The sequence below is a fragment of the Pseudomonas sp. GW821-FHT11D10 genome (genome assembly GCF_058808435.1).
Genome location: NZ_JBXARR010000001.1, coordinates 388,977 through 407,676, shown reverse-complemented (window position 1 = coordinate 407,676; position 18,700 = coordinate 388,977). Strand labels below are relative to the sequence as shown.

The 18,700-nt window shown below is 62.6% G+C and carries 20 protein-coding genes; 8 read left to right on the top strand and 12 right to left on the bottom strand.

Annotated elements, in window-relative coordinates:
* Window positions 1-44: 44 nt before the first annotated feature.
* On the top strand, window positions 45-1,853 hold the full coding sequence (locus AC1RT4_RS01995) for a monovalent cation:proton antiporter-2 (CPA2) family protein (RefSeq protein ID WP_007952948.1): 1,809 nt from the start codon (window positions 45-47) through the stop codon (window positions 1,851-1,853).
* Between the two features lie 159 nt (window positions 1,854-2,012).
* Here AC1RT4_RS01995 and hcnC read toward each other — a convergent pair whose 3' ends face one another.
* From hcnC to AC1RT4_RS01970, 5 genes are all read right to left on the bottom strand, one after another.
* Entirely contained in the window at window positions 2,013-3,272 is a 1,260-nt protein-coding gene (hcnC, locus tag AC1RT4_RS01990) for a cyanide-forming glycine dehydrogenase subunit HcnC (protein ID WP_134023230.1), read from the bottom strand.
* Window positions 3,265-4,674, bottom strand: a complete 1,410-nt coding sequence (gene hcnB / locus AC1RT4_RS01985) for a cyanide-forming glycine dehydrogenase subunit HcnB (protein ID WP_085602652.1) — start codon at window positions 4,672-4,674, stop codon at window positions 3,265-3,267. The genes hcnC and hcnB overlap by 8 nt, the downstream gene beginning before the upstream one ends.
* Window positions 4,671-4,985 carry a cyanide-forming glycine dehydrogenase subunit HcnA gene (gene hcnA / locus AC1RT4_RS01980; protein WP_045121701.1) on the bottom strand — a complete coding sequence of 105 codons (315 nt, stop codon included), beginning with the start codon at window positions 4,983-4,985 and terminating at the stop codon, window positions 4,671-4,673. The genes hcnB and hcnA overlap by 4 nt, the downstream gene beginning before the upstream one ends.
* A gap of 406 nt (window positions 4,986-5,391) precedes the next feature.
* Window positions 5,392-6,330, bottom strand: coding sequence for a hypothetical protein (locus AC1RT4_RS01975; protein ID WP_085667552.1), 939 nt, complete (start codon window positions 6,328-6,330; stop codon window positions 5,392-5,394).
* Window positions 6,331-6,523: 193 nt separating this feature from the next.
* Window positions 6,524-6,832, bottom strand: coding sequence for a YdcA family protein (locus AC1RT4_RS01970; RefSeq protein WP_493084429.1), 309 nt, complete (start codon window positions 6,830-6,832; stop codon window positions 6,524-6,526).
* Between the two features lie 190 nt (window positions 6,833-7,022).
* Here AC1RT4_RS01970 and AC1RT4_RS01965 point away from each other — a divergent pair, with 190 nt between their 5' ends.
* Together AC1RT4_RS01965 and AC1RT4_RS01960 are read left to right on the top strand one after the other, a co-directional pair.
* Entirely contained in the window at window positions 7,023-7,706 is a 684-nt protein-coding gene (locus AC1RT4_RS01965; RefSeq protein ID WP_007952956.1) for a response regulator transcription factor, read from the top strand.
* Window positions 7,684-9,078, top strand: a complete 1,395-nt coding sequence (locus tag AC1RT4_RS01960) for a sensor histidine kinase (RefSeq protein ID WP_493083184.1) — start codon at window positions 7,684-7,686, stop codon at window positions 9,076-9,078. Before AC1RT4_RS01965 ends, AC1RT4_RS01960 begins: the two co-directional genes overlap by 23 nt.
* Window positions 9,079-9,120: 42 nt before the next feature.
* Here the strand turns inward: AC1RT4_RS01960 and AC1RT4_RS01955 are convergent, their stop codons facing one another.
* Genes AC1RT4_RS01955 through AC1RT4_RS01945 form a run of 3 tightly spaced genes read right to left on the bottom strand, consistent with a single transcriptional unit; the run spans window position 9,121 to window position 11,373 of the window.
* The gene (locus tag AC1RT4_RS01955) at window positions 9,121-9,531 is read right to left on the bottom strand and encodes an SRPBCC family protein (RefSeq protein ID WP_064597619.1); all 411 of its coding nucleotides are present in this window, start codon (window positions 9,529-9,531) and stop codon (window positions 9,121-9,123) included.
* Between the two features lie 25 nt (window positions 9,532-9,556).
* A complete protein-coding gene (locus AC1RT4_RS01950; protein WP_273897564.1) occupies window positions 9,557-10,354 on the bottom strand; it encodes an SDR family NAD(P)-dependent oxidoreductase in 798 nt (265 codons plus the stop codon).
* Complete coding sequence (locus AC1RT4_RS01945; RefSeq protein ID WP_210709800.1) at window positions 10,351-11,373, bottom strand: aldo/keto reductase; 1,023 nt, start codon at window positions 11,371-11,373, stop codon at window positions 10,351-10,353. Before AC1RT4_RS01945 ends, AC1RT4_RS01950 begins: the two co-directional genes overlap by 4 nt.
* A 112-nt stretch (window positions 11,374-11,485) precedes the next feature.
* On the opposite strand from AC1RT4_RS01945, the gene AC1RT4_RS01940 reads away from it, so the two are divergent.
* Together AC1RT4_RS01940 and AC1RT4_RS01935 are read left to right on the top strand one after the other, a co-directional pair.
* Window positions 11,486-12,379, top strand: a complete 894-nt coding sequence (locus tag AC1RT4_RS01940; protein WP_085602637.1) for a LysR substrate-binding domain-containing protein — start codon at window positions 11,486-11,488, stop codon at window positions 12,377-12,379.
* 63 nt (window positions 12,380-12,442) lie between these two features.
* On the top strand, window positions 12,443-13,369 hold the full coding sequence (locus tag AC1RT4_RS01935; RefSeq protein WP_493083179.1) for a LysR substrate-binding domain-containing protein: 927 nt from the start codon (window positions 12,443-12,445) through the stop codon (window positions 13,367-13,369).
* Here AC1RT4_RS01935 and AC1RT4_RS01930 read toward each other — a convergent pair.
* Window positions 13,284-13,883, bottom strand: coding sequence for a DinB family protein (locus AC1RT4_RS01930; protein WP_493083177.1), 600 nt, complete (start codon window positions 13,881-13,883; stop codon window positions 13,284-13,286). The two genes, AC1RT4_RS01935 and AC1RT4_RS01930, sit on opposite strands and share 86 nt — an antisense overlap.
* Before the next feature lie 127 nt (window positions 13,884-14,010).
* On the opposite strand from AC1RT4_RS01930, the gene AC1RT4_RS01925 reads away from it, so the two are divergent.
* Entirely contained in the window at window positions 14,011-14,382 is a 372-nt protein-coding gene (locus AC1RT4_RS01925) for an endonuclease domain-containing protein (protein ID WP_493083175.1), read from the top strand.
* A 330-nt stretch (window positions 14,383-14,712) separates the two neighbouring features.
* Here the strand turns inward: AC1RT4_RS01925 and AC1RT4_RS01920 are convergent, their stop codons facing one another.
* Entirely contained in the window at window positions 14,713-15,630 is a 918-nt protein-coding gene (locus AC1RT4_RS01920; RefSeq protein ID WP_493083173.1) for a pyridoxal-phosphate dependent enzyme, read from the bottom strand.
* A 132-nt stretch (window positions 15,631-15,762) separates the two neighbouring features.
* Between AC1RT4_RS01920 and AC1RT4_RS01915 the strand changes: the two genes are divergently transcribed.
* Window positions 15,763-16,422, top strand: coding sequence for a methyltransferase family protein (locus AC1RT4_RS01915; protein ID WP_493083171.1), 660 nt, complete (start codon window positions 15,763-15,765; stop codon window positions 16,420-16,422).
* Here AC1RT4_RS01915 and AC1RT4_RS01910 read toward each other — a convergent pair.
* Window positions 16,416-17,084 carry an HAD family hydrolase gene (locus AC1RT4_RS01910; RefSeq protein ID WP_493083169.1) on the bottom strand — a complete coding sequence of 223 codons (669 nt, stop codon included), beginning with the start codon at window positions 17,082-17,084 and terminating at the stop codon, window positions 16,416-16,418. The two genes, AC1RT4_RS01915 and AC1RT4_RS01910, sit on opposite strands and share 7 nt — an antisense overlap.
* Window positions 17,085-17,147: 63 nt before the next feature.
* Window positions 17,148-17,561, bottom strand: a complete 414-nt coding sequence (locus tag AC1RT4_RS01905; RefSeq protein WP_493083167.1) for a response regulator — start codon at window positions 17,559-17,561, stop codon at window positions 17,148-17,150.
* Between the two features lie 188 nt (window positions 17,562-17,749).
* On the opposite strand from AC1RT4_RS01905, the gene AC1RT4_RS01900 reads away from it, so the two are divergent.
* Entirely contained in the window at window positions 17,750-18,691 is a 942-nt protein-coding gene (locus AC1RT4_RS01900) for a class I SAM-dependent methyltransferase (protein ID WP_493083165.1), read from the top strand.
* Window positions 18,692-18,700: the final 9 nt, after the last annotated feature.

Genomic DNA, 18,700 nt, shown 5'->3' with positions numbered 1-18,700 from the left:
ATCCTTGTCGCCCCCCGCCGTACCGCGTTACTGGAGTTCCGCTCATGCCCCATGAAGGCAATCTGTTGCAAGCCGCCGTCGTCTTTCTCTTGGCCGCCGTGCTCACCGTTCCCCTGGCCAAGCGCCTGCAACTGGGCGCGGTGCTCGGTTATCTGTTTGCCGGGGTGATCATCGGCCCGTCGGTGCTGGGCCTGATCGGCAATCCGCAAAGTGTCAGCCATATCTCGGAACTGGGCGTGGTGTTGTTACTGTTCATCATCGGTCTGGAGCTGTCGCCGCGACGTTTGTGGGTGATGCGCAAATCGGTGTTCGGCGTGGGTCTGGCGCAGGTGCTACTGACCGGTTCGGTGATCGGTGTGCTGGCGTTGTCGGTGTTCGGCCAGCCGCTGAACAGCGCGATTGTGCTTGGGCTTGGCCTGGCGCTGTCGTCCACCGCGTTTGGCCTGCAAAGCCTCGCCGAGCGCAAGGAACTGACCAGCCCACACGGTCGTCTGGCTTTTGCGATTCTGCTGTTCCAGGACATCGCCGCGATTCCGCTGATCGCGCTGGTGCCGATGCTCGCGGGCGTCGATCACCACACCAGCACCGCCGACGATGTGCGTCACAGTCTGCAGGTGCTCGGCGGTATTGCGGTGGTGGTGGTCGGCGGACGCTATCTGTTGCGCCCGGTGTTCCGCGTGGTGGCGAAAACCGGTCTGCCGGAAGTCTCCACCGCCACCGCGTTGCTGGTGGTGATCGGCACGGCGTGGCTGATGGACATGGTCGGTGTGTCGATGGCGCTGGGCGCGTTTCTCGCCGGCCTGCTGCTGGCGGATTCTGAATATCGCCATGAACTGGAAGCGCAGATCGAGCCGTTCAAAGGTTTGCTGCTGGGGCTGTTTTTCATCAGCGTCGGCATGGGCGCCAACCTCAGTCTGCTGCTCAGCGCGCCGATCACGGTGCTGGGGCTGACGCTGTTGCTGATCGCCCTGAAGTTGCCGCTGCTGTTTGTGGTCGGGCGTCTGGCCGGTGGATTGAACAAGGTCAGCGCGATTCGCCTCGGCATCGTGCTGGCGGCGGGTGGTGAATTCGCGTTTGTGGTGTTCAAGATCGGCCGCGATCAAGGTCTGTTCGAACCGCGTCTGTATGACCTGCTGGTGCTGACCATCACCCTGTCGATGGCGGTCACGCCGTTGTTGCTGCTGATCTGCGCACGATTGGTCAGCCCGAAAGTGCAGCCGGTGGAAGTGCCGGAGAAATTCCGCCAGATCGAAACCGAAACCCCACGGGTGGTGATTGCCGGCATGGGCCGGATGGGTCAGATCGTGGCGCGGATTCTGCGGGCACAGAACATCAAGTTCGTGGCGCTGGATACTTCGGTGGAAACCATCGAACTGTCGCGCAGTTTCGGTGGCGTACCGGTGTTCTACGGTGACCCGATGCGTCCGGAAATCCTCAGCGCGGCCAAGGTCGGTGAGGCGGAGTATTTCGTGATTGCCACGGATGATCCGGAAACCAACATCAAGACCGCCGAGATCGTGCGCAAACTCTACCCGCACATGAAAATCATCGCCCGGGCGCGTAACCGGCAGCATGTTCATCGGTTGGTGGATGTGGGGGCCGATCCGATCCGGGAGACCTATTACTCAAGCCTGGAAATGAGCCGCCGCACACTGGTTGGCCTTGGCTTGACCCAGGCCCAGGCCGATGCACGGATCAAGCGCTTCAAGCATCACGACGAACAGGTGCTCGAGGCTCAGCACGCGGTGTACGACGACGCGGCCAAAGTCCTGCAGACCGCTCAGGAAGCGCGGGCGGAACTGGCCCGGTTGTTCGAGTCGGATCAACTGGAAGAACAATCGGGCAAGTCCTGAGTCCACGCGCACTGAACGCCTGACCCTGATCGTTCCCACGCTCTGCGTGGGAACGCCTCAAGGGACGCTCCGCGTTCCAGCTTTGGAAGGGACGCGGAGCGTCCCGGGCTGCATTCCCACGCGGACGGTTCGACGTGGGAACGATCACAGCCAGCAGGTTCAGGCTATCTCCAGCTCCCTCTCTTCTTTGGCCGGCGCCACTTCAAACCGATCCGCCAGAAACGGCGTGATGTCCAGCGGCAGCGGTTCATCGTTGACCAGTTTGTCCAGCAACACCCCGGTAATCGCCGACGTCAGCACCCCGGTTCGGAAGTGCCCGCAGGCGTTCAGATAACCTTCCACCCCGGCCATCGGCCCGAGAATCGGCAACTCATCCGGCGAGCCCGGCCGCAGCCCGGCCCAGGTGCGCTTGAGGTTGATGTCCGCCAGTTCCGGCAAACAACGCACCGCGCCCTGCACCAGCCCGGCGATTTCCGGCCAGGTGGTGGTGACGTCGAAGCCCTTGTCCTCGGTGGTGCTGCCGATCAGGATCTCGCCGTTGTCCTTCTGTGCCATGTAGCAATCGCTGGTGGTCAGGCAACCGTTGAGGATTTTTGGCAGGCGCTCGGTGAGCAGGATCTGGCCTTTCACCGGTTTCACCGGAATCCGGATGCCCGTGGCCCACTCGCTCAAATCCGCCGCCCAGGCGCCAGCAGCGTTGATCAGGGTCTTGCAGTGAAACACCCCGGCTTCGGCCGTTTGCACACCGGTCACCCGCGTCCCGTGATGCAGCACGCCGGTGATGTTGGTGTTGACGTACATGTCCACGCCATTCTGCCGGGCGCCTTCGGTGTAGGCGTCGGCCAGGCGGAACGGGCTGACCTGGTGGTCGCAGAGAAACTCCAGCGCCCCGCGCGCTTCATGGCTGACGCTCGGCTCGGACTCGCGCAATGCCGCCTGATCGAGCCAGCGCACCTGATCGGCCAGGTGCGGGATGCAGCCGACGATGTGCTCGGCGTACAACCGGTCTTCATCGTCATAAATCACGAACTTGAGCCCGGTCTTTTCGAACTTGAAATCCATCCCGTGGTTGTCGCGCAGTTCCCGGTGCAACGCCGGGTACAGCGCGTTGGACTGCAAGGCAAAATCGAAGAACGACGGCGGCAGGATGTGCGGCGTGCTGGAGTCCACCGCCACCGCCGCGCCCTGGGTTTCGCGCTTGCGATTGGCCGACATCATGCGGAAGAAAATCACCCCGCAACCCAATCCCACCGACTCACCAATCGCCCACAAACCACCGGCCGAGGCGCGGGTCGCGTTGCCCGGGCGCTTGGCGTCGATCAGCGCAACCTTGAGGCCTTTGCGCTTGGACAGTTGATAGGCGATGGACGCGCCGATCACACCGCCGCCGGCGATGACCACGTCATAGAACTTACTCATGGGAAACGGCCTCCGTGCCGAGGGACTGGAACGCGGAAAAAGGAATCGGATCGATCGGGAAACGCGGCCGCAGCCAGCCGACATCCTTGCGCCCGGTAGCCTGTCGCAAGCGGTCGCTGCAATAGCCGACGCACATCCGCCCCTGGCAGTCGCCCATGCTTACGCGGGTGCGCATTTTCAGGCTGGCGATGTCTTGCACGCCCTGCTCCAGCGCCCGATCGATGTCGGCGCGGGTCGCGTGTTCGCAGCGGCAAATCACCGTGTCGGCCGCCGGCAATGCGGTCTGCCCGACGCCGCGTTCGGTGTAGCGATCCACCGCCGCGCGGAAACGTACGATGGCTTTCAGTTTGCCCAGATAACGGTCGCGACGGACCCGCGCCAGTTCCTCTTCGAGCACACCGCGTTGCAGCAGAATCGAGGTGGCGGCGATCTTGCCGGCCAGCATCGCCGCTTCACCGCCGCGAATCCCGCCCATGTCACCGGCCAGATGCACATGGGGCTCGCTGCTTTGCTGCCAGATATTGGCGTTGGCGCGCAGGTAACCGTCGTCGCTGAAGCCGTGATCCAGGCCCATCTGCTGACTCAGTTGCGTGCGCGGGATGAAGCCGTAGCCGACCGCGAGGGTCTTCGCTTCGAAGCGTTCGACGCGGCTCATGTCCGGCTCCCACGTCGCCGAGTACGGCGCCACGCTGACGCTTTTCAGCTCGCCTTCGCCGTGCGCTTCGACCACGCCCCAGCCGTAGTTCATCGGGATGCCGTGCAGTTTCAGGTAGGCGAGCATGCTCAAGCCGTCGAGGAACAGTTGCGGCTTGTTCAGCAGTGCCAGGCTTTCCTTGGCGATCTTGCCGAATGCGCAGGCCTCGTAGACCCCGGCCACACTCACGCCCGACGCGTGCAGTTGGGTCGCCACCAGCGGCAACAACGGCCCTGTGCCGGCAATCACCACCGGCCCCTGCGGTTTGACTACGCCGCTTTTGATCTGCAATTGCAGGCCACCGAGCATGATCACACCGGGCAGCGTCCAGCCGGGAAACGGCACGCTGCGTTCGTGGCAACCTGCAGCCAGCAGCAACTGCGGGTATTCGATTTCGTGCAGACGCTCGTCGCCGTCCAGCACCACCAGCGAGCGCGTGCCTTCGGCGCCGACCACGCGGTGGTTGAGGCGTACGTCGATCAGCCCGGACTGCTCCTGGAAATCACCGTGCAGTTTGCCCAACGCCTCGGAATAGCGCGGCCCCAGGTAGTCGAGCTGCACGCCATCACGCAGCGGCCCGCGATAGACCACGCCACCCAAACGCGAGGCCTCTTCGAGCAAGGTGCAGCGCACCCCGTGCAGGGCCAGTTCGATGGCCGCGGCCATTCCCGCCGGGCCACCGCCGACGATCACCGGATGCAGGCTCATACCACCTCCTGCCCGTGAATACGGTTGGCCTGGGTTTCAATCAGCATGCCCTCGCGCACCACGGTCTGGCAGGCGCGGCGCTTGTGCCGGCCGTTGATTTTCACCAGACAGCACTGGCACACGCCCATGCCGCAATAGGCACCGCTGATCTGGTTGTGATCGTTGCGCGCGACCTGGCGCACGCCGAGGGACTGAATGACGCTGAGCACGGTTTCGCCGATGGCGGCGGTGACCGGCTGGCCGTTGATGTGGACAGTCATATCCGCCTGCGCCAAAGGCTGGATATCGAAGGTTCTTTCTAGGCAGTGCATTGCAATGATCATCCGTGAAAAGTTCAGGTGAGGTTGAAACAGCTCCTTGCTGCACTACACCTCGCCGGCTCGTGGGGGTTATCGCTCTCTATCGGGCCGGCAGGTTGGTTCCGCTCGCGCAGCAAAGTGCGCGCAAGCAATGTAGTCGATCCAGCGGCAAGGGCCTGGAAATTTCACGGTAGGGGATATTGCGCCGACGAATATTGATCCAGGCCATGGAAATGACTGGTCGGTTCTGTGCCTTCGGCCCCGCGCAGAAAGCAAAAAGCCGCTTCAACCCGAAGGTGGAAGCGGCCAAGGCATGTGCCTCAAGGAATCAGTGCACGAACAGGGCGATCAGGATGATGATCGGGATTGGAACACCGAGGAAAAACAGCAGTAGTGAGCGCATGGTGGTTCTCCTTGATTAACGGACTGGCGGCAGCGTGGTCGTGGTGTAGGTTTCGACTTCGACGTACTCGACCGCATCCCGACGGCGACCGCCGAAGGTGGCCGAGAGACTGGCGAAGAACGCACCGGCCAGCAGCGCGATGAACATCCACAGCGAGGTCCAGGCAGCGACTTTGGCGGCAGTGTCGGCGGCTTGTTGGGCTTTCACTTTGGCGTCGGCGATTGCCTTCTGGGTGCGGGCGTAGATTTCATCGACCCGACGTTCGGCGTCGGCCTGGGTCAGGTTGGTACGCTGGGCAACCAGTTGGGCGAGGTAGGTACGGTCTTCGGCGCTGAGCTGACCGTTGGCCAGGCTCTGGGCGAAGATCCGGGTCACGGTGCCACGGGCGGCGTCATCGCTGACGGCGGCGGGACGATCGTCGCGGAACAGGCTGTCGACGAAGTAGCCGTACTGATCGCTGTCAGTGTTGGCCGCTGCGGTGCCGGCTGCTTGGGTCATCGCACTGGCTGCGCCACCGGCAACACTTGCACCGGCCTGCACACCACCGCTGACAATGCTGCTGACCGAACCGACCACCAGCGTCGCGGTGACCAGCGTCGCCACACACCAGGCGAGGAAGCCATGGGCGGTGTCGCGGAAGTACACCTCGTCACCGTGCATGTTGGCCCATTTCACCCGCAGGCGACCGGCGATGTAGCCACCCAGTCCCGAGGCGATGATTTGTGTGGCGGCCAGCCAGATGATCGTTGAAATGCCCAGGCCCTTGGCGCTGACGCCCTCTCCGGCCCACGGTGAAACGGCGGAGAAGCCCAGACCGAAGCCCAACAGCACCAGAATCAGCGACAGTGCCGCTGCAGCGGCAGCCCCTGCGAAGATCGCGCCCCAGGACACGCCCGAGACGTTGCTCGACTCTCCTTCGTAGGCAGGATAAAACCCATCAGAGGATCTATTCATTGTTGTAGTGCTCCAGGCATGAAAAATGGTGTTACAACTCGTCATCAGAGGAATTGCAGTGACCGTGCCAGTCGCCAACATTAAATAAATCGTTTGGATTCAATCGGTTAAAAAGTCTGAACTTCCTAGGACCATGCAATTTGCAACAACGGGTCGATAACAGCGGGTTTTATGCATTGGCACAAAAGCCCGGTCATTTGCGTTTGTAGCTTTTCTTGCCACTCGGCGTCAGGCAATACACGCCGCCGCGCGGCCCGGTGCAGAACGAGCCGGTGCCGCAATTACAACCGTCACTGCTTTGCAGAAATTGTTGCGGCCTCGCCTGTTCGCGGATGCCGAACATGGCGGCGCAGCTCTTCTTCGAGCCGCTGATGGAGCCGTCATTGCACAGGAACAGATCGCCGTCGCAGCGAGCGATGCCGCCCTTCTTCCCGGAACACGGGGTGTTGGCGGCCAGTGCCGAAGCGCTCAGCAGCGCCAGCAACATCCCGGCCATCGGCATCCAGCCACCACGAATCAACCGGCTCACGGCTTCACTCCTTGAAAAATGTGGCCAGATGATATCGACGTTTCACAAAATAATTCGGCGACGGCGACTAATGACGGCTAAAACATGAAAGTTAATTTAAAGCGCCCGCGCAAAATCTTGGCAAAATGCTGCCATTGCGTTTGAACAGACCAGCAGGCCCACCATGACTCGCATCCTGACCATCGAAGACGACGCCGTGACCGCCCGGGAAATTGTCGCCGAACTGAGCAGCCACGGCCTCGACGTGGACTGGGTCGACAACGGCCGTGAAGGCCTGGACCGCGCCGTCAGCGGCAACTACGACCTGATCACCCTCGACCGCATGCTGCCGGAACTCGATGGCCTAGCCATCGTCACCACGCTGCGCACCATGGGCGTGGCCACGCCGATCCTGATGATCAGCGCCCTCTCTGACGTCGACGAGCGTGTGCGTGGCTTGCGCGCCGGCGGCGATGACTACCTGACCAAACCGTTCGCCACCGACGAAATGGCCGCGCGAGTCGAAGTATTGCTGCGTCGGCAGAACAGCAACGGCGCCCAGCCGACCACGTTGCAGGTGGCGGATCTGCAACTTGACCTGATCAGCCACGAAGCCCGCCGCGCCGAGCAGGTGCTGACGCTGCTGCCGACCGAGTACAAATTGCTGGAATTTCTGATGCGCAACAGCGGCCAGATCCTGTCGCGGATGATGATTTTCGAAGAGGTCTGGGGCTATCACTTCGACCCCGGCACCAACCTGATCGACGTGCACATCGGCCGTCTGCGCAAGAAGATCGACCCGCCGGGCAATGTCCCGCTGATCCGCACGGTGCGAGGCTCGGGTTATGTCATTGCCGAACCCGTCTGACGGTTGGCGCTCTTCCAGCAGCCGCTTGCTGGCGCTGTACAGTTCGTTGTTCGTGGCCTGGAGTGCGATCCTCATGGGGGTCATGTACTTCGAGGTTTCCGGTTACCTCGACAACCTGGCCAAGCACTCGCTGATGCAACGTCAGCACCTGTTCAAGCATTTTCGCGGCGATCAACTGGAAGAGGCCCTCGCCGCCAGCATGACCTTCGACATTCGCGGCATCGACGCCTACGGCCTGTTCGACGCCCAGCATCGCTACCTCGGCGGCGCGTTGCAGAAGATCCCCGAGGGTCTGCCGCTCGATGGCAAGATCCACATGCTCAGCGAATGCGCCGACTCCGACGACCCGACCCTGCCCAACGACAGTTGCGACGCGGTAGCCACCCCGACCCGCGACGGACGCTGGCTGGTGCTGTTGCGCGACAACGGCTCGCTGTTCGCGGTGACGAAAATCATTCTGCATGCGTTGCTCTGGGGCGTATCGCTGACGATTGTGCCGGGAATCATCGGCTGGCATTTGCTGCGTCGGCGGCCGCTGCGGCGGATCCGGGCGATCCAGGCCAGCGCCCAGTCGATTGTCGCCGGCGACCTGACTCACCGTTTGCCCCTGTCCAATCGCCGCGATGAGCTGGACATGCTCGCCGCCATCGTCAACGCCATGCTCGATCGCATCGAGCGCTTGATGAATGAAGTCAAAGGCGTGTGCGACAACATCGCCCATGACCTGCGCACCCCGCTGACCCGTTTGCGCGCGCAGTTGTATCGCATGCAGCAACAGGCCGGCGAAGGCTCGCCGGAAGCGGCGCAACTGGATCTGGTGCTGGCCGAGGCCGATACGCTGATGGCGCGGTTTCGCGGGTTGCTGAGGATTTCCGAGCTGGAAGATCGTCAGCGGCGCTCGGGGTTTGTCGAGCTCGATCCGGTGTTGTTGCTGCAGGAATTGCACGAGTTCTATCTGCCGCTGGCCGAAGACGACGAGTTGCGTTTCGAGCTGAACATGCCGGAAACCCTGCCGATGCTGAACGGTGATCGAGCGTTGCTGTTTGAAGCGCTGGCGAACCTGTTGAGCAACTCGATCAAGTTCACCCCGGCCGGTGGCACGGTGGTGTTGCGCGGGGTCAATGATGCGGGGCATACGCGGATCGAAGTGCATGACTCCGGGCCTGGCATTCCCGAATCCGAGCGGGAGGCGGTGTTCCAGCGTTTCTATCGCGCCGAGGGCGGGCAACTGCAGAATGGCTTTGGCCTGGGGCTGTCGATCGTCGCGGCGATCGTCAACCTGCACGGGTTCAGCCTTGAGGTGGGACGCAGTGATCTGGGTGGGGCGAAGCTGGTGCTGGATTGTCGGCAGAGCCTGATTTCACAGTCTTGAAGAGATCGTTCCCACGCCGCGTGGGAACGATCAGCGATCAACTTAAGCTGGGTAGTTGGCGCGCAGTGCCTCGAGGCCGCCCTGATAGATGCCGCTGAACAGCGCCACCACTTCCTCATCGCTCACGCCCTTGGCCGTGAAGCGTCCCGACCACGTCACCTTCGCGCCCTGCCCCTGGGCTTCAACACGAATCGTCGCCAGATAATCGGTGGCCGGAAACGGTGCCTGCAGAATCGAATAGCTGTAGGTTTTGCCCGCGTTATCGAAAGTTTCCAGACGCTCGACCACCACGCCACCGTCAGCGGTTTGCAAAGTGCGCACGCGCCCGCCTTCGCTCAGTTCGCTGTTGGGAATGAACGGCAGCCAGTCCGGCAAGGTGTTGAAGCCGCCAATCAATTGCCAGACCTGATCGGCCGAAGCCGGGATGTCGATCGTTGCTGATGCTGTTGCCATAAATAAAAAGTCTCTCTCGATGAATTCAGATAGTCAGGCTGTCGACCACGCCGCCATCGACCCGCAAAGCGGCGCCGGTGGTGGCCGAGGACAGCGGTGAAGCGATGTAGGTGACCAGGTGCGCGACTTCTTCGACATCCGCTACGCGCTGGATGATCGAGCTCGGACGGGCCCGGCGCACAAAGGCGTCGGCTTCGTCACGCAGACTGCGGCCAGATTCGGCGGCGGCATCCTTGAGCATTTCCTCGACACCGTCGGTGAAGGTCGGCCCCGGCAGGATCGCGTTGACCGTAACCCCGGTGCCCGCCAGGCGTTTGGCCAGGCCATGGGACACCGCGAGGTTGGCGCTTTTGGTCACGCCGTAGTTGATCATGTCGGCCGGGGTGGCCACGCCGGATTCCGAAGACAGGAAGATCACCCGGCCCCAGCCCTGCTCGACCATCGCCGGTACGTAATGCCGCGACAGGCGCACGCCGGAGATCACGTTGATCTCATAGAAGCGCGTCCACTCATCGTCCGGCGCGTCGAAGAAATCCACCGCGTTGTAGATGCCGAGGTTGTTCACCAGGATGTCGGCTTTCGGTTCGGCGGCGAACAGTTTCTGCGCGCCTTCGGCCGTGCCCAGATCTGCCGTCAGACCGCGCAGTTGCGCGCCCGGCACCTTGTCTCGGATGCTCGCCAGCGCCTGTTCGACCTTGGCCGAGTCGCGACCGATCACCACCACCGTGGCGCCCGCCTCGGCCAGCGACTGGCTGATGCCCAAACCGATGCCCGCCGTGCTGCCGCTGACAATCGCCAGTTTTCCGCTCAGATCGATCTTCATGCTTTCACCTCGTCGATGGGTAATGGTGCACGTTCGGACACCAGTTTCGCTTCACGCATGGCCTGCCAGAAACCGGCCGGAATGACCGCCGACAGCGCCGCCACATCTTCAGCGATACGCCCCGGTTTGCTCGCACCGGGAATCACTGCCGCCACGGCCGGATTGGCCAGCGAGAATTGTAGTGCAGCCGCTTTGACATCGACGCCGTGGGCTGCGGCGATGCGTTTGATCTGCTCGACCTTGGCAACGATTTCAGGACTGGCTTTCTGGTATTCGAAGTGCGCACCGCCGGCCAGGATCCCCGAGCTGTAGGGGCCGCCGACCACGATTTCAACGTTCTGCGCCCGCGCCGAATCCATCAAGCGCTGCAGGGCGCGGTCGTGATCGAGCAAGGTGTAGCGGCCGGCCAACAGGAAGCCGTCAGGCTGCGCCTCGGTCAGGTCCAGCGTCAACTCGCACGGCTCGACCTTGTTCACGCCCAGGCCCCAGCCCTTGATCACGCCTTCTTCACGCAGGCGGGTCAGGACTTTGAAGGCGCCGGTACGGGCCTGGTTGAAGTACTCGAGCCATTGATCACCGTAGAAATCCTGAGCGATGTCATGGACCCAGACGATGTCGAGGCGATCGGTTTTCAGACGCTTGAGGCTGTCTTCGATCGAACGCAAGGTGGCGTCGGCGCTGTAGTCGTTGACGATCTTGTTCGGGCGACCGTGCTCGAACACCCCGCTTTTCTCACCCAGATCCCGGGCGGCGGCGTCTTCGACTTCATCGAGAATCACCCGGCCAACCTTGGTGCTGAGCACATAGTCGTCGCGCTTGTAGCGGGACAGTGCTTCGCCGAGGCGGATTTCCGAAAGGCCCGAGCCGTAGAACGGCGCGGTGTCGAAGTAACGCACGCCGGCCTCCCACGCCGCGTGCACGGTGGCTTGCGCTTCCTCTTCAGGAATGGCGCGGAACATGTTGCCCAGTGGCGCGGTGCCGAAGCCGAGTTGGCCGGGGAGTTTGTCTTTCAAGCTCATAATGCTGTCCTCGTAGTCCGTGGTCGGTGTTGACCGTTGAGCAGATCCTAGATTGCGCCACTCAGACCGTCCAAGACATAATCCGCAGCACTTGAGTCTCTGAAGGTCTGACATGATCGACATCCGCCAATTGCGCTACTTCGTCGCCGTCGCCGAGGAAGAACACGTCGGCCGCGCCGCCGAGCGCCTGCACATTTCCCAGTCGCCTTTGAGCCGGCAGATCGCCCAGCTCGAAGAACGCCTGGGCCTGACCCTGTTCGAACGCAGCCAGCAGCGCATCCGCCTGACCCGCGACGGCCAGACCTTTCTCGCCGAAACCCGCGCCCTGCTGACCCACGCCAATCGCCTGGAATCCCTCGGCAAACGCCTGGGCCGTGGCGAAGAAGGCGGCCTGTGCATCGGCTACATCGAAAACGCGATGCACGCCGGGGTCTTGCCCAATGCCCTGCGTGTGCTGCGGGTCGATCGGCCCAACGTGCATGTCGCGCTGTACAACTTAAGCTCCGCCGAACAACTCGAAGGCCTGCGTCAGCGTAGCCTCGATATCGCGCTGGTCAGTGAGCCGCCGACGATCGACGACCCGGATCTGCTGGGCTTTCAGGTGCTGGACGACCCGATGCTGCTGGCGCTGCCCGAACATCACCCGCTGAACCAACTGCCATCGCTGACCCCGGCGGATCTGGCCGATCAGGAATGGATCGGCGTGCAGCCACGCCAAGGCGCTGACGATGAGTTCGTCAGCGCCTGCATCCGTGCAGGTTTCACCCCGGATGTACGGATGCAGGCCACCGAGCCGTTTACCGCGTTGGGGCTGGTGGCCTCGGGGCTGGGGATCGCGATGATCCAGAAAGGCCTGAGCCACAATGCACCGCCGGGCGTGGTGCTGCGGGAAGTGCCGTGGCTGGCGTTCACCACGCCGTTGTGGGCGGCGTGGCACCGGATCAACCTGCGACCGCTGGTGGAAACGTTTCGCAAGGTATTGACCGGGGTCGATCCCGCCCAGTGACCCGACAGCCCAAGACTTTGCTGCTTTACTGAGAAGACTCAAAAAACCAGCGAGTCTTCCGGCATGAACCGCAATGACCTGCGTCGCGTGGACATGAACCTGTTGGTGATTTTCGAAACCCTGATGTTCGAAAAGAACCTGACCCGCGCCGGGGAAAAACTGTTCCTCGGCCAGCCCGCCGTCAGTGCTTCACTGGCGAAACTGCGCGACCTGTTCGACGACCCGTTGCTGGTGCGCAACGGCCGCGTGCTGGAGCCGACCCAGCGGGCGCTGGCGATCCTCAAGGAATTGCAGCCGGCGATGGACACCATCTCCGGCGCGGTCAGCCGGGCCAAGGATTTCGACCCGCTGAGCAGCCGCGACGTGTTTCGCATCGGTCTGTCGGACGACGCCGAGTTCGGCCTACTGCCGCCGCTGCTCAAGCAATTGCGCGAAGAGGCGCCGGACGTGGTGGTGGTGATTCGCCGGGTGAATTTCCTGCTGATGTCGTCGATGCTGGCGTCCGGGGAAATTTCCGTCGGCGTCAGCTACACCACCGAGTTGCCGGCCAACGCCAAACGCAAAAAGCTGCGGGACCTGCGCTGCAAGATCCTGCGTGGCGACGACCGTCCCGGCGTACTGACCCTCGACGAGTACTGCGAACGACCCCATGCGCTGGTGTCGTTTTCCGGGGATCTGGGCGGTGCCATCGATAACGATCTGGCGCGGATCAATCGATCGCGTCGCGTGGTATTGGCGGTGCCGCAATTCGCTCCACTGCGGGCGATTCTGGCCGGCACCGACATGCTCGCCACCGTGCCGGACTTCGCCGCCTGCGCGCTGGTCGAAGGCAGCAGCGTGTTGCGCGCCGACGACCCGCCGTTCGACATCGTGCCTTCGGAGCTGTCGATGGTCTGGAACGGAGTCAACGACAACGATCCGGCGGAACGCTGGCTGCGCTCGCTGATTGCCCATCACATGTCGGCGCCTCTTCCACCGCAGGCGCACTGATCGGCTTGAACCCCGGATCGACCTCGCGCAGGTACACCGGCAGGTCGGTCATCGGCGGCATCTGCGGGATCTCGAAATACATCTGCACCACCCAGCCACGGTGGTAGTTGTTGTGGTTGATCACGTGCATCAGGATCGCCCCGGCATTCATGGTGCCGCCATCGCCGGACACGAATTTGAAGTCGATCAAGCGGTTCAGCGAGGCTTCGGTCTGCTGCGCGCTCCAGTTGCGGTACCAGCCGTCGACTTCCTGCTGAGCCTGGCGCAACTCGCCGAGGTCGGCGTGCACCAGATCATGGGACGTCGTGAAACCGTGCTCGCGCCCTTCGAGGTGCGCTTGCCAGATCCGGTCGACCACGTAGATGTGGTTCAGCGTGCCGATCATGTTCTTGAAAACCGTCTTGCGCTGCCTCGTCGTCTCCCCCGCCGGCAGCGCTTGCAGGCTGTCGAACAGACGCTGATTGGCCCAGGTCTTGTAGTCCGTGAGCAGATGGGCCGTGGCCAGATTGATCATCGCGGGTCACCGTAGGCACAAAAAAGGGCTCCGCCTAGGATAGACCTCTCTTGCGGGAATGGCGGTGGTGCTGACTATTGGTCGGGTCTACAGTGAAATCTCCATCCCCTTCACAAGGACGTGAAGCATGCAAAATCGCCCGACGCTCGCCCAACGCCAGTTCGCCCGCCACTTGCGCACCTCCCAGACCGACTGCGAACAACTGCTCTGGCAGAAGCTGCGATCACGTCAGGTGGCGGGGTTGAAATTTCGCCGGCAGGTGCCGGTTCCGCCGTTTGTGCTGGATTTCTATTGTGTGGAATTGAAGTTGGCGGTGGAGCTGGATGGGGGGCAGCATTTTGAGGAGGCGGGAGAGATTCATGACCGGCGGCGTACGGTTTATCTTCAGCTGCTGGGGATTGAGGTGGTGCGGTTTAGTAATCTGGAGGTGATTCGGCAGATGGGGGATGTGTTGGAGCAGATTGTGCGGGTTGCCGAGGTTTTGAGATCGCGGGTGTGATCCGGAAAAGCCCCTCACCCTAGCCCTCTCCCGGAGGGAGAGGGAACCGATCGGGGGATATTGGAGAGATCCGCCGACGTGAGCGAAATGTTTTGAATCCATAATCGGCTCGGTATCTCAGGTCGATGCTTGGAATCCATAATCGACCCAGTGCATCAGGTCGACGCTTAAAATCCATAATCGACTCGGTGCATCAGGTCGACGCTTGGAATCCATAATCGACTCGGTGCATCAGGTCGATGTATCTCTCAAGACACCTCGGTCGGCCCCCTCTCCCCCCGGGAGAGGGCTGGGGTGAGGGCCAGCGGTCGACACGGAATCCCTGAGCATTCAAGCCCCCAACCGCGCCCACCCCGCCACCAATTGCGCACTGATACTCACCCCACCGCAAACAATGACCACCACATCATGCGCCCCCGCCAACGCCGGATGATCGAGGTACGCCACAGCCAGCGAAACCCCGCACGCCGGCTCCACCAATTGCCGCAGATCACTGGCGTAACGCACCACCCCCATGATCGCGTCGTCATCCGACAGCACAAGACATTCATGATCGAACTCGCCGATATGCTCTACCGGCCAAGCCGCCACCTGCGCGGCGCCAAGGGAGGTGGCGACGGTGTCGATCCGACTCAAGCGCACCGGATGACCGGCCTGCACCGCGGCGGCGAAAGACGCGGCGCCTGTGGTTTCGCAGGTGATGACGCGGCAGTCGCGGCGATCATGGCGCAGCAGCCCGGTAAGGATGCCCGCCAGCAAACCACCGCCGCCGACCGACGTGACCACGGTATCGACCTGCGGGCAGTCGTCGAGGATTTCGTCGACCATCGAGCTGTGCCCTTCCCACAGCACCGGGTGGTCGAAGGCCGGGACGTATTCGGTGTCTGCCGCGCTGGCCAACTCTCTCGCTCGCTGATTGGCCTCGTCCCAGACTTTGCCGTGGACGATGACCTCCGCGCCGGTGCGGCGAATACGTGCGCGGGTCGCTTCGGGCGTTGTGTGCGGCACCACGATGCAGGCTTGCAGGCCCAGGCTGACCGCTGCCACCGCCGTGGCCAGCCCGGCATTGCCGCCGGACGGGCACACGACCTTGCGCTTGCCCTGCGCCGCTGCCTGACTGCACAACAAACCCATCCCGCGCAGCTTGAACGAGCCGCACGGCTGCAGGTTTTCCAGCTTCAGCCAGATGCGCCGGGACGCGGTCGACAGGGTCGGATGGAGGATCAGCGGCGTGCGGATGTGCAGCATGGCGGACTCCCGAAGCGGCGGATCGGATGATCGGAACGTCTCTGCCTGAAGTTTAGTCCACGTCCCTGCCAGCGGTTAAACGCCGGGGATCGTGCCGGGATCTACACTGAACGGAACAGCCGTGAGGTGCCTATGAAAATGTCTGCGCAAATGACCGTGGTCGCAGTGCTCGCCACCCTCGCCTATTTGGGCCTGGCGATGTGGGGCATCGGTGGCGTGGCGGTGTTCTTTTCTCACGGCGCGCTGGTCGTGGTGGCCCTGGCAACCCTGGCCATGGTGGTGGCGTCGTTGTTTACGGAAGTGAACCTGAGCACCGGCGAGCGCGAGGACCGGGCCAACCGCTGGGTGATTCCGGCGTTCGCCGTGATCGGACTGGTCAGTGCCTTTCTGCCGGCTTATTGCGACCGCATCGGTTTCTGGACCGTCGGCCGCGAAGGTACCCGTTGGCTGGGCGCGTTGCTGTTTATCGTCGGTGGTGGATTGCGCTTGTGGCCGGTGTTTGTGCTGGGCCATCGGTTCAGCGGGCTGGTGGCGATTCAGCCGGGACATCGGTTGGTCACCGAGGGCATCTACCGGCATCTGCGCAACCCCAGTTATCTGGGGCTGGTGATCAATGTGATCGGCTGGGCGCTGGCGTTTCGCTCGGTGGTCGGCCTGTTGCTGGCGGCGCTGACGCTGATCCCGCTGATCGCCCGCATCCATTCCGAAGAGGCCCTGCTGCGCACGCAGTTCGGCGCCGAATACGACGCCTATTGCGCCCGCAGCTGGCGATTGGTGCCCGGGGTTTATTGAGGTTGCAGGCGCAACTGGCCGTCGCTGTCGATGCTCAGCGCAACGTCGCGGTAACTGGCGATGGTCGCGTGTGCGGTTTCAAGCGGATGCTGGTGAGTCGTGGTGATGATCATCAACGGCGCACCGGCGGCTTCAGCGGCCTGAATGCCGACGGTGGCGTCTTCGAAAATCAGGCAGTCCGCCGGCTCCAGGCCTAAGCGTTTGGCCGCCAGTCGATAACCCGCCGGATCCGGTTTGCCGGCGGTCACGTCTTCAGCGGTGATCATCACCGCCGGCTCCGAAATCCCCGCTGCGGCCATCCGACGCAACGCCAGATCCCGTGGCGCCGAGGTCACCATGGCCCAGCGATCCGCTGGCAACGATTTGAGAAACGCCGCCGCACCGGGGATCTCGACAATGCCCTCGACGTCTTCAATTTCCGCCTCGGTGATGAACGCCGCTTGCGCCTCGGCGTCTACGCCCGGCAGGTTCAAACGCGTGATGGTGTCGATGGCGCGCACGCCGTGGATGGTCGGCAGGAACGTTTCGACGTTCACCCCGTGGCGCACGGCCCAGGCGGACCAGATCCGCTCGGCGGCGGCGATGGAGTTGAGGACGGTGCCGTCCATGTCGAACAGGAACGCGCCAAACGCGCGATTGAAAACAGCATCGTGAGCAGACAAAAGATCACTTCCTCGCAAGGGGCCGGGCAACGATGCCCGGCAATGTAGCACTTGCGGAACGCTTCAGTGCAGACGCGGCGCCTTGGATCTGAACGCACCGTCCACACAGTCGAGCAACTGGCCGATGGCCCACGGCTTCTTGATGAACGCCACCGGATGCTTCACGCCCGAGGTTTCCGGTGTTTCATAACCGGACATGACCATCACCGGTTTGTCCGGCCAACGCTCGCCGACCAGATTGGCCAGATCCGCGCCGTTGAGGGTGCCGGGCATGGTGATGTCGGTGAGCAGCAGCGCGACTTCCGGCGCGTGCGCTTCCAGATATTGCGAAGCCGCATCGGCGCTGGTCTGCGGCTCGACCTTGAAACCTTCCTCCTGAAGAATTTCGCACAGAAACTCCAGAATCAACGGATCGTCCTCGACTACCAGAATCAACCCGCCAGGAAGGTGCGCGCTCGACGTCGGAATTGGACACATGAACTGGCACTCCCTGAATTGCATGAACGATTTAGCGGCTTGATCCCGCTGCTTATCTGGTATGAGCAGCGCCTTCTACAGAAATTCATTTTTGATACAGGTCTTTTCGATAACACCTGGTCAACGGGCAGTCGCCGGCGGGTAATTGCGGTTAAAATGCGCGCCCTTTTGCTGGCCGATCCTGATTGATGAACCCTCAAGCCCTCGCCGTTCTCCATGCCCACCTGCTCACCGCGCTGACTTCGGCACCGGCCGAAACCCGGCGCCTGTTCCATGGGCGTGGGCGTTGCTGGCCGGGGCTGGAGCAAGTCACCGTGGACTGGCTGCAAGGCGTGGTGCTGGTGTCGCTGTTCAAGGAGCCCGAGGCTTCGCAGCTGGAAGACCTCAAGCGCCTGCTGCTGGAAATCACCGGTTCGGCGCCATGGCAGCAGTCCGGCGCCCACACCCTGCTGATCCAGCACCGTTACCTGCCGCAAAGCACCGCCGAATGGCTGCTCGGTGAAGAAATCGACGAAATGACCATCGTCGAGGGCGAACTGAAATACCGCGTGGATCTGGGCCGCAAGCAGAACGCCGGGCTGTTCCTCGACATGCGTTACGGGCGCAACTGGGTACGCGAACAAGCAGCGGGCAAACGGGTGCTGAACCTGTTCGCCTACACCTGCGGCTTTTCGGTGGCGGCCATCGAGGGTGGCGCCAGCCATGTGGTCAACCTTGACATGTCCCGCGCCGCGCTGAGTCGGGGCCGTGACAATCACCGGCTGAACGGGCACGACCTGAGCAAGGTGAGTTTCCTCGGCCACGACCTGTTCAAGTCCTGGGGCAAGGTGATCAACAGCGGCCCGTACGATCTGGTGATCATCGACCCGCCGTCGTTCCAGAAAGGCAGTTTTCTGCTGACCAAGGATTATCAGCGCGTGCTGCGTCGCCTGCCGGAGTTGCTGACGGCGCAGGGCACGGTGCTGGCCTGCATGAACGATCCTTCGTTCGGTTCGGACTTCCTGATCGACGGCGTGACCCAGGAAGCGCCTAGTCTGCGTTTCGAACAGCGGCTGGAGAACCCGCCGGAGTTTCCCGATGTCGACCCGGAAAGCGGTCTGAAGGCTTTAGTCTTCAAACGCGTCGACTGACAACAGGTT

Bases quoted from the DNA above. Each gene is read 5' to 3' on its own strand.
- AC1RT4_RS01995 (WP_007952948.1), top strand. From the start codon at position 45: ATGCCCCATGAAGGCAATCTGTTGCAAGCCGCCGTCGTCTTTCTCTTG.
- hcnC (WP_134023230.1), bottom strand. From the start codon at position 3,272: ATGAGTAAGTTCTATGACGTGGTCATCGCCGGCGGCGGTGTGATCGGC.
- hcnB (WP_085602652.1), bottom strand. From the start codon at position 4,674: ATGAGCCTGCATCCGGTGATCGTCGGCGGTGGCCCGGCGGGAATGGCC.
- hcnA (WP_045121701.1), bottom strand. From the start codon at position 4,985: ATGCACTGCCTAGAAAGAACCTTCGATATCCAGCCTTTGGCGCAGGCG.
- AC1RT4_RS01975 (WP_085667552.1), bottom strand. From the start codon at position 6,330: ATGAATAGATCCTCTGATGGGTTTTATCCTGCCTACGAAGGAGAGTCG.
- AC1RT4_RS01970 (WP_493084429.1), bottom strand. From the start codon at position 6,832: ATGCCGATGGCCGGGATGTTGCTGGCGCTGCTGAGCGCTTCGGCACTG.
- AC1RT4_RS01965 (WP_007952956.1), top strand. From the start codon at position 7,023: ATGACTCGCATCCTGACCATCGAAGACGACGCCGTGACCGCCCGGGAA.
- AC1RT4_RS01960 (WP_493083184.1), top strand. From the start codon at position 7,684: ATGTCATTGCCGAACCCGTCTGACGGTTGGCGCTCTTCCAGCAGCCGC.
- AC1RT4_RS01955 (WP_064597619.1), bottom strand. From the start codon at position 9,531: ATGGCAACAGCATCAGCAACGATCGACATCCCGGCTTCGGCCGATCAG.
- AC1RT4_RS01950 (WP_273897564.1), bottom strand. From the start codon at position 10,354: ATGAAGATCGATCTGAGCGGAAAACTGGCGATTGTCAGCGGCAGCACG.
- AC1RT4_RS01945 (WP_210709800.1), bottom strand. From the start codon at position 11,373: ATGAGCTTGAAAGACAAACTCCCCGGCCAACTCGGCTTCGGCACCGCG.
- AC1RT4_RS01940 (WP_085602637.1), top strand. From the start codon at position 11,486: ATGATCGACATCCGCCAATTGCGCTACTTCGTCGCCGTCGCCGAGGAA.
- AC1RT4_RS01935 (WP_493083179.1), top strand. From the start codon at position 12,443: ATGAACCGCAATGACCTGCGTCGCGTGGACATGAACCTGTTGGTGATT.
- AC1RT4_RS01930 (WP_493083177.1), bottom strand. From the start codon at position 13,883: ATGATCAATCTGGCCACGGCCCATCTGCTCACGGACTACAAGACCTGG.
- AC1RT4_RS01925 (WP_493083175.1), top strand. From the start codon at position 14,011: ATGCAAAATCGCCCGACGCTCGCCCAACGCCAGTTCGCCCGCCACTTG.
- AC1RT4_RS01920 (WP_493083173.1), bottom strand. From the start codon at position 15,630: ATGCTGCACATCCGCACGCCGCTGATCCTCCATCCGACCCTGTCGACC.
- AC1RT4_RS01915 (WP_493083171.1), top strand. From the start codon at position 15,763: ATGAAAATGTCTGCGCAAATGACCGTGGTCGCAGTGCTCGCCACCCTC.
- AC1RT4_RS01905 (WP_493083167.1), bottom strand. From the start codon at position 17,561: ATGTGTCCAATTCCGACGTCGAGCGCGCACCTTCCTGGCGGGTTGATT.
- AC1RT4_RS01900 (WP_493083165.1), top strand. From the start codon at position 17,750: ATGAACCCTCAAGCCCTCGCCGTTCTCCATGCCCACCTGCTCACCGCG.